Source organism: Flavobacterium jumunjinense (assembly GCF_021650975.2).
Lineage (GTDB): Bacteria > Bacteroidota > Bacteroidia > Flavobacteriales > Flavobacteriaceae > Flavobacterium > Flavobacterium jumunjinense.
Map to the genome: position 1 here is coordinate 4,016,003 of NZ_CP091285.1, position 15,181 is coordinate 4,031,183.

The window sequence follows — 15,181 nt, forward strand, 5'->3', positions numbered from 1 at the left end:
CAAGGTGAAATTATTAGATAAATACATTGTCAAATCCTTTATGATTACATTTACTTCGGTATTTGTAATCCTTTTTTTTATATTCGTTTTACAAGGAATTTGGTTATTCATAGCCGAACTTGCAGGTAAAGATTTAGACCCTTTTACTGTTTTCAAGTTCTTATCCTTTTACGCACCAACAATAGTACCGATGGTTTTACCACTTTCAGTACTACTTGCGTCTATAATGACTTTTGGTAGCTTTGCCGAAAATTATGAATTTGCGGCAATGAAATCCTCGGGAATATCTTTGCAAAGAGCTATGAGAATGTTGACTGTTGTAATTTTCTTACTGAGTATTGTTTCTTTCTTTTTCGCAAACAATGTTATTCCAAAAGCGCAATATAAATTTCTTAATCTACGAAAAACAATTGTACAACAACGACCAGCAATGGCTATCGCTGAAGGACAATTTAACCCTATCGGATCGACTATTAACATTAAAGTTGAGAAAAAATCAGGAGACAATGGTGAGTTTTTAGAAGATGTTACCATGCACATTAAAAATGTGAATGCAGGCTTAGGAGCAAATACTGTTATAAAAGCAAAGAATGGTGTTCTAAAAAGCGATATTAATTCTAATTATCTTCAACTAGAACTTTTAGATGGAAATTATTATGAGAATATAATTCCAAAAAAATATGAAGACAGAAACAAACATCCGTTTGCAAAAAGTAGCTTCAAAAAATATATTTTAAATTTAGATTTAACAAAATTAGATAATAACAGTGCAGATGATAATGATATAACATCTGAAAAAATGTTAACATTAAGCGAGTTAAATTATACTATAGACTCTTTACAAAATAACTATAATAAAGATATTGTTTCCTTTACCGATAACATTGTGCAACGTAATGATTATGTTTTCCAGTTAAAAAGAGATCAGAACATTATTAAAGAGGCTAAAGTGAAAGATTTACTTTCAATATTCACACTTACAGAGCGACAAAAAATACTAGAAATGGCTAAGAGTAATATTTCTAGCAATGAATTTAGTATCAACAACAGTAAATCTGATTTAGAATATAAAAAGAAAAATATTAATGCACACTGGATTGTTGTTCATGAAAAATTTGTAATCGCCTTTTCTTGTTTACTTATGTTTTTCATAGGAGCTCCATTAGGTGCAATTATTAGAAAAGGAGGAATCGGTTTACCAATGGTTTTTGCAATCATTATATTCATTACTTTTCACTTTATTAATACTTTCGGTAGAAAATTAGCTCAAGAAGATTCAATCACACCCTTTTTAGGAATGTGGATGTCTTCTTTAGTATTACTTCCACTTGCTGTGTTTCTAACTTATAGAGCCACAAACGATATCGGTGTAATGATCAACTTTGATTTTATTATTGATCCATTTAGAAAATTATTTCCTAAGAAAAAAGAAAACCAATTTTCAAAAGAAATAGTAGAGATTAATACAATTAAAGTCGACTCTAATGATCCTGAATATTTATTGCTTTTAGAAAAAGAAATTTCAACTTTAAAAGGCATTATAAAAAATGCTGACCAATTTGGCTACTCAAACGAATATAGAATAAAAGTTTTAAAAGTTCTAGAAACAAAAGGCATAAATCAAGAACAACTGAAATTAGAAAACAATCTATACAACAGTGAGTTCCTAAAATTAAAATTCTACAAAGAAGAATATTTAAGAAAAAGTAAGAACACATTAATTTTATATATTCTTGCTTTTCTATTTATAATTAGTGTAAATGTTTCTGCGAAAATTCCATTAATAATTCTCGGTTCAATTAACATTATTTTATTTTATGTGAATTTATATAAATCTATTTCTAATTTAAATGAAATCTCAAGAATAATCAATAAAAAACCGTTTGTAAATATTGGTCTTGAATTGATTTTTGGATTTCCTTTTTACATATTAACCTTTTTATACAATAGAAAAAAACTCAAAGAAGTAATTTCTGAATTTAACTAATAATACACAACCAAACTACAATAATGTCAAACAACAAAATACAACTAAACACAATTGAAGAAGCTATAGAAGATATCCGTCAAGGAAAAATCATTATAGTAGTAGATGATGAAGGCAGAGAAAATGAAGGTGATTTTTTAGCAGCAGCTGAAAAATGTACACCAGAAATGATCAACTTCATGGCTACACACGGAAGAGGTTTAATTTGTACACCATTAACAGAAAGCCGTTGTAAAGAATTAGATTTACACTCAATGGTTCGTAATAATACAGATCACATGGAAACTGCTTTTACAGTTTCAGTAGATTTAAAAGGCCAAGGAGTTACTACAGGTATCTCTGCTTCCGATAGATCAAAAACGGTAATTTCATTAATAGACAAAGAAACAAAACCCTATGATTTAGCAAGACCTGGACATATTTTTCCATTAATTGCAAAGCAAGGTGGTGTTCTAAGAAGAACTGGACATACAGAAGCAGCTATCGATTTTGCAAGGTTAGCAGGTTTTAAACCCGCTGGTGTTATTTGTGAAATTATGAATGATGATGGAACAATGGCTCGTTTACCAGAACTTGTTGAAGTGGCTAAAAAATTCGATTTAAAATTAGTTTCTATTGAAGATTTAGTTGCTTATAGAATGCAACACGATAGTTTAATTCAGAAAAAAGAAGATTTTGAAATTCAAACTCGTTTCGGAACTTATAGATTGAGAGCTTATCTTCAAACTACAAACAAACAAGTGCATTTAGCTTTAACCAAAGGTACTTGGAGTAGTGGTGAAACAATCTTAACAAGAATCAATTCGACTTTAGTTAACAATGATATTTTAGGAACATTAACAAACGATGCAGACAAAAGGCTAGATGTAATGTTCAAAAAAATTGAAGAAGAAGGAAAAGGAGCAATTGTCTTCATTAATCAAGAAGTAAAATCTTTAGAATTACTAACTCGATTAACAGAATTAAAAGAACTTCAAATAAGCGGAACAATTAAAGCACCACAAATCAAAATGGACAATAAAGATTTTGGAATTGGAGCGCAAATACTACACGATTTAGATATTTCAAAAATCAACCTTTTATCCAATAGTTCAGATCAAACAAAAAGAGTTGGAATGATTGGGTATGGTTTAGAAATTATGGAATACATACACTTTTAAATTTTAGAAGAACCACAATTTTATAGCCAAAGATGATACTGTAATAATTAGAAACCACTTAATTACAGTATCATCTTTTTTTACGGACCATCGGCTTGCAAACCAAGCACCAGAAGCATTACCTATTGTAAGTATAAAAGCCAAAGTATAATTAATCTTATTTTCTAGAGCAAAAACAATAACGGCTCCAATTGTATAAACCCAAACAACAAAAACTTTAGTTGCATTCGACTTTAATAATGATAGACCATTCAAGTAAGGTAAAATTATTAACATTAAAAAGCCTATTCCTGCATTTATAAATCCACCATAAATGCCTAAGAAAAAAAACAAAAAAACAGCCACATATAAAGGTTTCCCAGTTGTTTTTTCAAAACCATCTAAATAATTTTTCTTTGGTCCAAAAATCATGGTTAATAGCACCATAATCATTATTATAGATAAAATTCTATTAAATAATTCTCCATCAATATTAACTGCTAATTTTGCTCCAATAAAAGAACCTAATAAAGCAGAAATACCTAAATACAAACTAAAAGGATATGTTGAAACACCTTTGCTTTTAAATCCTCTAACTGCTGCAAAAGTTTGCACTAAAATGGCAATTCTATTCGTTCCATTAGCTACTGGAGCAGGCAAACCAAAGAAAATTAACGCAGGAAGTGTTAGTAAAGTTCCTCCACCAGCAACAGTGTTTAAAAATCCAGCAACAAAACCAATTGGAATCAATAAAAGATATTCATAACTAAAGTCCATAAAACAATAAAATTGGGTTACAAATATACTTCAAATATTTCTCTAGAGGTGGAAACAAAGCGTATTAAGACTTCAAAATAATTATAAAACTTTGTTAACATACGTCATCATATAATGATAAATATCCTATTTTTACCTATTATTGAATTTTAACCAAATAAAAGAATGAAGAAAATTTTAATTTCTGGATCTATACTAACAATGCTTTTAGCTAGTTGTAGTTCAGTTCCAAAAGCTAAAAAAGAAGCTGATGTTTTAAAGTACATGAACAGTATTACTGCTTCAGAATTGAGTACCTATTTACACGTTGTCGCTTCTGATGAAATGGGCGGGAGAGATACTGGAACTGAAGATCAAAAGAAAGCTGGAAAATATCTTATTGAACAATATAAAAAAATTGGTTTAAGTTTTCCTCCTGAAGCTACAGATTGGTATCAAAAAGTACCTGCTGAATTTATGGCAAGAGGTTTTGCTCCAAAATTGAATGATTCTGAAAATATTTGGGCATTCATAAAAGGAAGTGAAAAACCAGAAGAAATTCTAGTAATTTCTGCTCATTACGACCATGTAGGAACTAAAAATGGTGAAGTATATAATGGTGCCGATGATGACGGTTCTGGAACTGTTGCTCTTTTAGAAATTGCTCAAGCTTTCAAACAGGCTGCAAAAGAAGGTCATACACCAAAACGTTCTATTCTTTTCTTACATGTAACAGGAGAAGAGCATGGACTTCACGGTTCACGTTATTATTCTGAAAACCCTTTATTTCCATTAGCAAATACAATTGCTGATATAAACATCGATATGATTGGAAGACGTGATTTACTACATCCTGACACTAATAATTATATATATGTAATTGGTTCTGATAGATTAAGCACAGAGTTGCACACAATTAATGAAGAAGCAAACAAGAAATATACGCAACTAGAATTGGATTATAAATTCAACGATAGAAATGATCCTGAAAGAATCTACTATCGTTCAGATCATTATAATTTTGCAAAAAAAGGAATTCCTTCAATATTTTTCTTTAATGGTGTTCATGATGACTATCACATGCCAACAGATACTCCAGATAAGATTGAATATGATGCTTTAGCAAAAAGAGCACAACTTGCTTTTACTTTAGCTTGGGAATTAGCCAATAGAGACGAAAGAATTAAAGTAGACAGAGACGGAAAATAGCCTTATCTTCTAAAATAGAATACTAATTGTCATTCTGTACAAAGTTGAAAACATTACTATGTTTCAATCATTTGGCAGAATGACTTTTTTTTTAGCCTTCTCTCCTACTTTTTTATATATTTGAATAAGCAATACTATTCATCAACACTATTATCATACATTCAATGATTAAAAATTACATCTATTTATTAATCTTACTTATTTTTACTGCTTGCACTAAAAAAAATGCTATCAAATTAGTTCCTGAAGTAAAAGAATATTTAGATGAAGTGATTACTATTTTAGAGCATAATTCTGTTAATAAATATAACATTGAATGGTATGCTTTTAAAAATGAAGTTTACACACATGCAAGTAAGGCAAAAACAATTGAAGAAGCATACCCGTCTATCACTTTTGCTATATCAAAGTTAAATGATAAGCATAGTTACTTTGCTCCAAATATAACTTCTGAAATAGAAGTTGAAAAAAAAGAATTACCAATACTAAAAGACGAAATTGTTCCAAACTCGATTGGGTACATTCGAATTCCTTTCTGTATTGGAGACGAACAAACAATCCAAACCTATATACAAAACATAACTAATAAAATTAAAACACAAGATAGTCCAATGATAAAAGGTTGGATTGTTGATTTGCGAGGAAATTTTGGAGGGAACATGTGGCCAATGCTTACCGCTATTGGTCCAATACTAGGAAACGGAAAAATTGGATATTTTATAAATGCTGAAAATAAATCATCTACTTGGAAATATGAAAATGGAAAAGTTTATCTAGAGAATACAATTGTTGAAGAAACTAAAAATGCATATCATCTAATAAAAAAAGAACCTTACGTAGCCATACTTATAGATACTATAACTGCTAGTTCTGGAGAAGCTATAACAGTAGCTTTTAAAAATAGAAAAAGTACACGCTTTTTTGGAGAACCAACTTTTGGCGTTTCGACAGGAAATAAATCCTATACTTTATCCGATGGTTCAAGGATAAACCTAACTGAATCTGTTTTTGCAGATAGAAATAAAAACAAATATGGTAAATCTATTTTCCCAGATGAAGAATGCAAAAGCAGCGAAGCAATAAATAAAGCGATAAAATGGTTCAATAAAATTGATATTCAATAAATCAAATTCATGAAAATAAAATTAGATGTTTTTTTTACTGTTTTTTTCTTTGTCTTTATCGTACTTGACTATTTCATTGGTTTTGAAAAATACATACCTAATTACTATATTCTAGTATTAAATTCTTGGATATTATTATATGTATTTGATGTTATAGGTGATCGAAAAAAAATAAAAAATACACCAAAAAATGAGATGAGAATAAATAGTAACAACGACAATTATTTTGCGGTTTTACCTTTTATTATAGGTGCAATAATTGTATTTGTAAGTTGTATCCTTTTTTTAGTTAATAAAAACTTTACTCTTTCTATTATCTTGTTTATTGCAGGAATAGCTAATATTTTAAGAGGAATTTATTTCATACCTAGTGCGCTAATCAGAAAAGAAGATTCTCAATTATATTTAGAAAATGGAAAAGTAAAAAAAACCATTCCACATGAACAAATTGAAAGTATAAACTGTAGTAGTAGAGACATAAAATTCATATTAAAAGATGAAACAAGTTATATTTTTTCTCATTTAGAACTGAACGAAATGACAATTACTAAAATAAATGATTTTATAAATACAAGCCAATAAAAAAAGACGCTATGCAAACACTATATCAAAAAGCCTTACTATTTGCTGCAGAAAAACATACAGAAGCAAAACAATTATTAACGGGTAGTCAATTACCATATGTGGTTCACCTCAGTAATGTTGCAATGGAAGTACTTGTTGCATCGCAACATTCAGAAAATTTAGACATTAATTTTGCAATACAAATTGCATTACTACATGATACTATTGAAGATACTGCTACGACATTTAATGATATTGAAGCACATTTTAATAAAGAAATTGCAGAAGCCGTTTTAGCTTTAACCAAAAATGAAAATTTAGAAAAAAATATACGAATGACAGATAGCTTAACGCGTATAAAAAAACTAAAAAAAGAAGTTGCAGCTGTTAAGTTAGCCGATAGAATTACCAATTTACAAACTCCTCCAAAACAATGGGATAATGAAAAAATTAAAAACTATCATAAAGAAGCGCTACAAATTTTAGAAACATTATCTGGAACCAACGAATATTTAGAAAACCGCCTTCAAGCTAAGATTGAAGAATATAAACACTTTTTTTAAGATGAATAAAATCATAATTCTTTTTGTATTATTAATTTCTTGCAAAGAAAAAGAAGCCATTAAAGTTTCTGAGCCATTAGAACAAACAAAGGAAATCATAACTGATGCATTTCAAAAAATAATTGATTCAGCAACTGTAAATGGTTCAATCTTGGTTTACGATGCGAAAGATGACCTTTATTATTCCAATGATTTTGAATGGGCAAATTCTGGAAAACTTCCTGCTTCAACATTTAAAATACCTAATTCTATCATTGCTTTAGAAACGGGTATCCTTGAAAATGATAGTACAGTTTTAAAATGGGATGGAAAAATTAGAAATATGAAAAATTGGAATCAAGATTTAACTTTGAAAGAAGCTTTTCATTATTCTTGCGTTCCATGCTATCAAGAAATTGCACGAAAAATAGGTCTTGAAAAAATGAAAAGTTATGTTACTCAATTCAATTATGGAAACATTCATATTGACTCAACTACATTAGACAATTTTTGGCTAGAGGGAACATCAAGAATTAACCAATTTCAACAAATTGAATTTCTAAAAAAATTCTATGATGCTTCGCTTCCAATTAGTAAAAGAACAACGGAAATAATGAAAAGCATCATGCTTATTGATAAAAACAATGATTATCAATTAAGTGCAAAGACAGGTTGGTCAACAGAAAACGGACATAACGGTTGGTTTGTAGGCTATTTAGAAAAAGACAATTGTGTGTATTATTTTGCAACCAATATTGAACCCAAATCAACTTTTAACAAAGAACATTTTATTTCAACACGAAAAGAAATAACAATGAAAGCATTAAGAAATTTAAAAATAATCGCTAAATAAAATTTCACCTTAACGATTAAAAATGAACTCAATGATATGGGTTACAATAGAAATTATGAAGAAAACATTATTAATTCTATGTTTATGTTTCTTTTTTACACTATTAAACTATTCTCAAGAAAAGAAATTTGTCTTTTATGATGATACTTCTCAAATAGTAACAGAAGAAGAATTTTACAAAAAATTTAAAACTGGATATTCAGATTTAATTTTCGAAAACGACTCTATTATTCAATATTTTCTAATAAAAACAATAAATCATGGTAAATTAAATGATGAAGATTTTAATAAAGTAAAGAGTAGTCTTTTAAAAGAAGATGAAATTGAAAATGAAATCATTGTAATTGTGTATATTCCTGGTCAAGATAGTTGTAATAGCAAAATTAAAAACTCTACTTGGAATATTTTTGATCGCGATTACCGTAGGAAATTAAAACAGATAACACCTATTAAGCATTTTTGGATTTATAAAGAAGGCTCAAACATAAAATATTATTATCCAAAATCCTATCGTTGGCAACAAGATCCAAACCAGTTAATAGAATCTCTGTTTTTTAAATATCATTATTCTTGCTGTAGTGCTGTTGTTATTGATGAAAATGGCAATTATGTTACATATTTTGGAGAATTTGGAAAAAGAGAAGTCTGGAAAATAGCTCAAGAATTAATCGATTTAAATAAATAATACCTCCCATTTTTACCCCTAAAATCATAAAAAATTACTAAATTTGAGTCTGCTATTACTAAATAAAGACCCAAATTATAACCTACTAATTAATAATAGCCTAATGAAACCCTTTTTAAAACTTCTATTTCTATTAATGTTATTTACATTAATGTCCTATACTAATACAGAAAATAATTGTAAAATTGCCCATCACGGAACATTTGTTTACGGAAGTGGCTCAACGTTTGTAAAGGTTGTTATTACAGACAAAGATCATACAGAATACCATAATAATGGAAAGTACTATATCAAATCTAAAATTAAATGGATCAATGATTGCGAATTTGTTGTCACATTTATAGATTTTACGGTTCCTGATTTTGAATATACAAGAGACGATCAAATGCATGTGAAAGTGAACCAAATAATTAATAAAGAGATTTTTTTCACATCAACCATTAATAAAAAAAGTTGGAATGGTAAATTAATTAAAATAAAGTAAACACTTTTTTTTAGCTTGCACTTTTCAATGAATCTATAAAATGGAAGAAAACGAAAAACCACGAATTTCGAGACTAACCGCTATTGTTACACAGTTACAATCTAAAAAATTAGTAACTGCTAAATTATTGTCTGAAAAGTTCAACGTAAGTGTTCGTACTATTTATAGAGATATTCGAACACTTGAAAAATCAGGAATACCAATAGTAACAGAAGAAGGAAAAGGGTATTCTTTAATGGATGGTTTTCAACTGCCACCAATAATGTTTACAGAGAATGAAGCCAATGCATTAATAACCGCAGAAAGGTTAATCAGTCAAAACAAAGACCTATCATTGGTTGAAAATTATACTAATGCAATTACTAAAATAAAATCTGTTTTACGTTATTCTCAAAAAGAATCTACTGATTTTTTAACTGAAAGAATTGTTTTCAGAACCAATGTAGAAAAGACAACGACAAGTCATCATTTAATGACCTTACAATCGGCAATAACTAAACTTCAATTAACAACAATCGATTATATATCATTAAAAAATGAATTCAGTACACGAACTATCGAACCATTTGCCTTATATAGTACACAAGAAAACTGGATTTTAATTGCTTTTTGTAGACTACGCAATGAATTTCGCTCCTTTAGAATCGATCAAATTGACCAGCTAAAATTAGAAAATGATACTTTTGAATCGCACAAAATGACTCTGCAAGACTATTTTGAAACTTGTAGACAAAAATATCTTACTAGCCCTGACATACCCTTGTCATAAGCCTACTTTACTTTTGTAATATTAAAATTTACAAAAAATGGAAAATACAAGTATTGAAACAATCCACATTGTTGGAATTGCAAAGAGAACAACCAATGAAAATCAACAAGCAGCAAAAGACATTCCGTTGCTTTGGGAAAAATTCATAAGTGAAGACATTGCCAACAAAATTTCTAAAAAGACAAATGACAACATTTATGCAATTTACTCAGATTATGAAAGCGATCATACCAAACCGTATACAATCTACATTGGCTGTCCAGTTGAATCATTAGATAATATTCCAGAAAATATGGTGTCAAAAACAATTTTTAAAGGAAATTACACTAAATTTATTGCAAAAGGAGATTACAAACAAGGAAGTGTTTACAATGAATGGATGAAAATTTGGAACACACCTTTAGACAGAAAATACACAACTGATTTTGAAGTTTATAGTGAAAAGTCTAAAGACCTAGCGAAAGCTGAAGTACCTATTTATATATCAATTAAATGAAAGCTTTAGAACAATTTTATTTAGCACAAGAAGAACCAAATAGAAGTATATTTTTAGCATTGAGAGATTGTATTCTTTCTCTCGATGCTGAAGTATCAGAAGAATGGAAATATAAACTCCCTTTTTTCTATTATAAAGGTAAAATGTTTTGCTATTTGTGGAAAGATAAGAAAACGAATAAACCCTATATTGGAATTGTGCGAGGTGAAGCCGTTGTTCACCCATTACTTATACAAGGCAATCGAAAACGCATGAAAATCTTTCCAGTTAATCCAAATGAAGATATACCAGTAAAGATTATAAAAGAAATTTTAATTCAAGTACAAAGCATCTATAAATAACTAATTTGTAATTATCTCATTATATTTGCACTTTCTTTTAAAAAAAGAACTAAGAATAAATGAAAAAAATGCTAATTAACCTATTTACTATTGCTCTCGCTTTATACGTTATCTCCTGTGTTGTACTCTATTTTTATCAAGAAAAATTACTATTTTTTCCAGAAAAGCTAGAAAATGATTATCAATTTCAATTTCAAAATACTTTTGAAGAAATCAATACAGAAGTTACAGATGGTAGACTTCTCAACGGACTACTTTTTAAAGCAGACACCACAAAAGGTCTGATTTTTTATCTTCATGGCAATGCTGGTTCCTTAGCTAATTGGGGAGATGTTACAAAAACCTATACCGATTTAAATTACGATGTTTTCATTCTCGATTATAGAGGCTATGGAAAGAGTGAAGGTGAAATTAAAAGTCAGGACGAAATTTTTCATGACAATCAAGTCATTTATAATGCACTTAAGAAAAAATATAATGAAGAAAAAATTACTATTCTAGGCTATTCCATTGGAACGGGTTTTGCTAGTAAACTTGCTTCAGACAACAATCCTAAACATCTCATTTTGCAAGCACCATATTATAGCTTAACCGATTTAATGAGAAACACTTATTCTATACTTCCTACCTTTATTTTAAGATATAAATTAGAAACTAATGAATATTTAAAAAAATGTAAAATGCCAATAACACTTTTTCACGGTGATAATGATGAAGTTATATATTACAATTCCTCTGTGAAACTTAATGAAGCGTTTAAAAAACAAACCACTTTGATTACATTAGAAAATCAAGGACATAATGGAATGACGGATAATGAGCAATATAAAGCTGAAATTAAAAGAATCTTACAATAATTGTTTCAACTTATAAAAAAATCATTTTCTTTATATTGTAAGTTAAAATAGAATGAAAAAAGATATTCAAAAATATGATTTTAAAAAAGGATTACCGCAAGAGTTTGAAATACTCAACATGGGACAACTTTGTGCTGAGTTTTCAAAAGAAGTAACAACACCACATAGAGCAGAATTCTATCAAATACTTTGGTTTGAAAAAGGTTCACCAACACATATGGTCGATTTTAATTCTATAAAAACAGAACCAAACACACTTGTATTTGTAAACAAAAATAGTGTACAACAATTTGATACTACTCTTAATTATGATGGAAAAGTAATTCTATTTACAGACAACTTTTTTTGCAAAGAAGAAACAGATGTAAAATTTCTTAAAAGCACAATTCTATTTAATGATCTAATTTCTGTTTCTGGTGTTTCCATCTCAAATATATCATCGCTATTTTCAAATTTTTTGAAACTAATTGAAACCGAATTTAAAAACTCAAAAGATCATTATCAATCAGATATTCTTAGAAATTATTTGCGTAATCTATTATTGCTTTCAGAAAGAGAAAAGAAAAATCAAAATTTCATTGAAATTAAAAAAGGAACAAATTTAGATCATGTTATGCTCTTTAAAGACCATTTAGAAAATCAATTTCTTCATGATAAGCTTGTAAATAGTTATGCAAACCAAATGCATATTACAAAAAAACGTTTAAATACAGCAACCACTTCTATACTAGGATTATCACCAAAACAAATTATTGATGCTCGTATTATACTTGAAGCAAAACGACTTTTAGTACACACTAATCAATCTGTAAAAGAAATTAGTTTCCACTTAGGTTTTGATGAATCTACCAATTTCATTAAATTTTTCCGAAAACATCACAACACAACACCATTAGAATTTAGAGAAAGTTTCATACACTAAATCAGATATTGGAACAAATTTACCATTGAAAGGCATTTTTATATCACACCTTCTACTCTACTTTATCGCAACTTTGCAGTATTAATTAACAACATTAAAAATGAAAAAGACAATACTAAGCACAGCGATAATTTTAAGTATCAGTTTATCGTCATGTAAAGATCAAAAAAGTACAGGTACAAACATAGAAACTAAAGAAGAAAAAAGTATGGAAATTTCAAACAAAGAAAAAGTAGTTGCCTTATTAAAGAGTATAGAAACTGGTGCACAAGAACCTGCAGGATATATTAACCCAGAAAAATACATTCAACATAATTTAGGCGTAGCAGATGGTTTAGCTGGTTTTGGTGCGCTTTTACAACAATTACCTCCAAATTCTGCAAAAGTAAATACAATTCGTGCTTTTGAAGAAGGTGATTATGTTTTTACACAAACCGAATATAATTTTTTTGGACCAAAAATTGGTTTTGATATTTTTAGATTTGAAAATGGAAAAATTGTAGAACATTGGGATAATCTACAAGAAACTCCTGCTAAAGCGAACCCAAGTGGTCACACCATGATTGATGGAACTACAGAAATTAAAGATTTAGATAAAACTTCGGAAAACAAAGCATTAGTTAAAAACTTTGTAGAAGACATTCTAGTTAACGGAAAAATGGAAAAATTAGCAAGCTATTTCGATGGAGATAACTACATACAACATAATCCAAATATTCCTGATCTATTATCTGGACTTGGAGCAACTTTAGAAGCTTTGGCAAATCAAGGAATCTTTCTAAAATTTGATAAGATTCATAGAGTATTAGGAGAAGGTAACTTTGTTTTAGTTGTGAGTGAAGGACATTTTGGTAAAGACCATAACTCATTCTATGATCTTTTTAGAGTAGAAAATGGTAAAATTGCAGAACATTGGGACGTAATAGAACCTATTGCTGCAAAAGAAACATGGAAAAATAATAATGGAAAATTCTAAGCTTATTAAAACATTAAAAAAGGTTTAATTATTTAACTAAATTACAGCTTGGATTCAGTTTCGAGCTGTAATTTTATTTTAAATACTTCATTTCTCCCTCATAAATCCTTTTTGTTTCATATTCAAAATTGTCTATATAACCAAAATACCACTCTTTATTTTCATATACAAAATGCATTGTTTTAAAGGGTAAATATGGTCTAGTCTTTGTATCAATTTCAATATGCTTATATCCATTACTTATAACTAATTCATCACCGTCAATAGGGATATACTCGAAATCAAAGCAATCTAATTTATTTAATTCCTCAACAATTAACTCAGCAGTTATTACATCATTAATTTTTTTTATTGGAATCTTTATTTCACCAATGATTAAGTGTTTTTCCTTTTCCTCTCTTTTCTGAACAATACTGTACAAAGTCCATTCATAAACTTCTGTCAAATACTCTTCTTCATTATAAAGACTTAGATAAGCATCTCTTTTTTTTATAAAAGATTTTTTTTCTAAACAAGTACAAAACATAATCCTATTTAAAGAAATACACATAATAAAAACAATTAAAATTCAAATTCCCTACCATCATCTGCAAGGAGTACGTTATCAAAAATAGTTTGAGCTTCTTCTTTAAATATTTCAATATTTCCGTATCGTGTAGAGTAATGTCCCATCACCAAATTTTTTACATTTGCTTTTTTAGCAATAGTAGCAGCCTGAATTGCAGTACTATGCATCGTCTTTTCTGCTAGATGTGCTTCGGATTCTAAAAAAGTAGATTCATGATATAATACATCTGAATTTTCAATTATTGGAATGATACTTTCATCATATAAGGTATCACTACAAAAAGCATAACTTTTCTCAGGATTAGGCGGAAAAGTTAATTCTTCATTAGCAATTATAGTTCCATCATCTAAAGTAATATTTCCTCCCGATTTTATTTTTTGATAATAACATTTGTCAATATTTAATTCTTCAATCGCAACAATATCTAATTTTCGTTGTGTATTTTTTTCTTTAAATAAATAGCCGTTTGTATAGACTCTATGTTTTAAAGGAATGGTTTTAACAATGACATTATCATCTTCAAAAACGACTTCACTTTCTTTCGACTCTAGTTCATGAAAATACAAATTATAGCCTGTGAAAGAACCAGAAGCTCTCAATTGAAGTAAAATAATTTCTTTTATTCCTTTTGGACCATAGACATGTAAATCGTTTACGCGGTTTAGCAACATAAACGTTGATATTAAACCTACCAAACCATAAAAATGATCTCCATGTAAATGAGAGATAAAAACACGATTAATACGATCGAACTTTATTTTGTGTTTTCTAAGCTGAACTTGTGTCCCTTCACCACAATCAATAAGAAACATTTGGTTTTTTATTTCTAATAATTGCGAAGTTGGATTGGTAATAGTACGTGGTGTGGCTGCATAGCAACCCAATATGGTTAATTTCATTTTTTAGTAT

The 15,181-nt window shown here is 28.7% G+C and carries 18 protein-coding genes; 15 read left to right on the forward strand and 3 right to left on the reverse strand.

What is annotated here, in order from left to right:
• Positions 1-4 precede the first annotated feature (4 nt).
• Positions 5-1,987 carry an LptF/LptG family permease gene (locus tag L2Z92_RS18220; protein ID WP_379678241.1) on the forward strand — a complete coding sequence of 661 codons (1,983 nt, stop codon included), beginning with the start codon at positions 5-7 and terminating at the stop codon, positions 1,985-1,987.
• A gap of 23 nt (positions 1,988-2,010) precedes the next feature.
• Entirely contained in the window at positions 2,011-3,147 is a 1,137-nt protein-coding gene (ribB, locus tag L2Z92_RS18225; RefSeq protein WP_236456083.1) for a 3,4-dihydroxy-2-butanone-4-phosphate synthase, read from the forward strand.
• Between the two features lie 3 nt (positions 3,148-3,150).
• Here ribB and L2Z92_RS18230 read toward each other — a convergent pair whose 3' ends face one another.
• On the reverse strand, positions 3,151-3,903 hold the full coding sequence (locus L2Z92_RS18230; protein WP_236456085.1) for a sulfite exporter TauE/SafE family protein: 753 nt from the start codon (positions 3,901-3,903) through the stop codon (positions 3,151-3,153).
• Between the two features lie 165 nt (positions 3,904-4,068).
• On the opposite strand from L2Z92_RS18230, the gene L2Z92_RS18235 reads away from it, so the two are divergent.
• The 13 genes from L2Z92_RS18235 to L2Z92_RS18295 all read left to right on the forward strand — a co-directional run bounded on the left by L2Z92_RS18235 (position 4,069) and on the right by L2Z92_RS18295 (position 13,704).
• Entirely contained in the window at positions 4,069-5,091 is a 1,023-nt protein-coding gene (locus L2Z92_RS18235) for a M28 family metallopeptidase (protein WP_236456087.1), read from the forward strand.
• 164 nt (positions 5,092-5,255) lie between these two features.
• Positions 5,256-6,215, forward strand: coding sequence for a S41 family peptidase (locus tag L2Z92_RS18240; RefSeq protein ID WP_236456088.1), 960 nt, complete (start codon positions 5,256-5,258; stop codon positions 6,213-6,215).
• A 9-nt stretch (positions 6,216-6,224) separates the two neighbouring features.
• The gene (locus L2Z92_RS18245; protein WP_236456090.1) at positions 6,225-6,797 is read left to right on the forward strand and encodes a hypothetical protein; all 573 of its coding nucleotides are present in this window, start codon (positions 6,225-6,227) and stop codon (positions 6,795-6,797) included.
• Between the two features lie 11 nt (positions 6,798-6,808).
• The gene (locus tag L2Z92_RS18250; protein WP_236456092.1) at positions 6,809-7,342 is read left to right on the forward strand and encodes an HD domain-containing protein; all 534 of its coding nucleotides are present in this window, start codon (positions 6,809-6,811) and stop codon (positions 7,340-7,342) included.
• On the forward strand, positions 7,317-8,174 hold the full coding sequence (gene blaOXA / locus L2Z92_RS18255; RefSeq protein WP_379678244.1) for a class D beta-lactamase: 858 nt from the start codon (positions 7,317-7,319) through the stop codon (positions 8,172-8,174). Before L2Z92_RS18250 ends, blaOXA begins: the two co-directional genes overlap by 26 nt.
• 22 nt (positions 8,175-8,196) lie before the next feature.
• Positions 8,197-8,859 carry a hypothetical protein gene (locus L2Z92_RS18260; RefSeq protein ID WP_236456096.1) on the forward strand — a complete coding sequence of 221 codons (663 nt, stop codon included), beginning with the start codon at positions 8,197-8,199 and terminating at the stop codon, positions 8,857-8,859.
• Between the two features lie 103 nt (positions 8,860-8,962).
• A complete protein-coding gene (locus L2Z92_RS18265; protein WP_236456098.1) occupies positions 8,963-9,343 on the forward strand; it encodes a hypothetical protein in 381 nt (126 codons plus the stop codon).
• Positions 9,344-9,383: 40 nt separating this feature from the next.
• The gene (locus L2Z92_RS18270; protein ID WP_236456100.1) at positions 9,384-10,112 is read left to right on the forward strand and encodes a helix-turn-helix transcriptional regulator; all 729 of its coding nucleotides are present in this window, start codon (positions 9,384-9,386) and stop codon (positions 10,110-10,112) included.
• Between the two features lie 37 nt (positions 10,113-10,149).
• Positions 10,150-10,608 carry a GyrI-like domain-containing protein gene (locus tag L2Z92_RS18275; protein ID WP_236456102.1) on the forward strand — a complete coding sequence of 153 codons (459 nt, stop codon included), beginning with the start codon at positions 10,150-10,152 and terminating at the stop codon, positions 10,606-10,608.
• A complete protein-coding gene (locus L2Z92_RS18280) occupies positions 10,605-10,949 on the forward strand; it encodes a DUF1801 domain-containing protein (RefSeq protein ID WP_236456103.1) in 345 nt (114 codons plus the stop codon). The genes L2Z92_RS18275 and L2Z92_RS18280 overlap by 4 nt, the downstream gene beginning before the upstream one ends.
• Positions 10,950-11,017: 68 nt before the next feature.
• Positions 11,018-11,806, forward strand: a complete 789-nt coding sequence (locus tag L2Z92_RS18285; RefSeq protein WP_236456104.1) for an alpha/beta hydrolase — start codon at positions 11,018-11,020, stop codon at positions 11,804-11,806.
• Between the two features lie 52 nt (positions 11,807-11,858).
• Positions 11,859-12,728, forward strand: a complete 870-nt coding sequence (locus L2Z92_RS18290) for a helix-turn-helix domain-containing protein (protein ID WP_236456105.1) — start codon at positions 11,859-11,861, stop codon at positions 12,726-12,728.
• 100 nt (positions 12,729-12,828) lie between these two features.
• Complete coding sequence (locus L2Z92_RS18295; RefSeq protein WP_236456106.1) at positions 12,829-13,704, forward strand: nuclear transport factor 2 family protein; 876 nt, start codon at positions 12,829-12,831, stop codon at positions 13,702-13,704.
• Positions 13,705-13,777: 73 nt separating this feature from the next.
• Here L2Z92_RS18295 and L2Z92_RS18300 read toward each other — a convergent pair whose 3' ends face one another.
• Entirely contained in the window at positions 13,778-14,230 is a 453-nt protein-coding gene (locus L2Z92_RS18300) for a hypothetical protein (protein ID WP_236456107.1), read from the reverse strand.
• Positions 14,231-14,265: 35 nt separating this feature from the next.
• Positions 14,266-15,171 (reverse strand): ribonuclease Z, encoded by a 906-nt coding sequence (locus L2Z92_RS18305; RefSeq protein WP_236456108.1) that lies wholly within the window; start codon positions 15,169-15,171, stop codon positions 14,266-14,268.
• Positions 15,172-15,181: the final 10 nt, after the last annotated feature.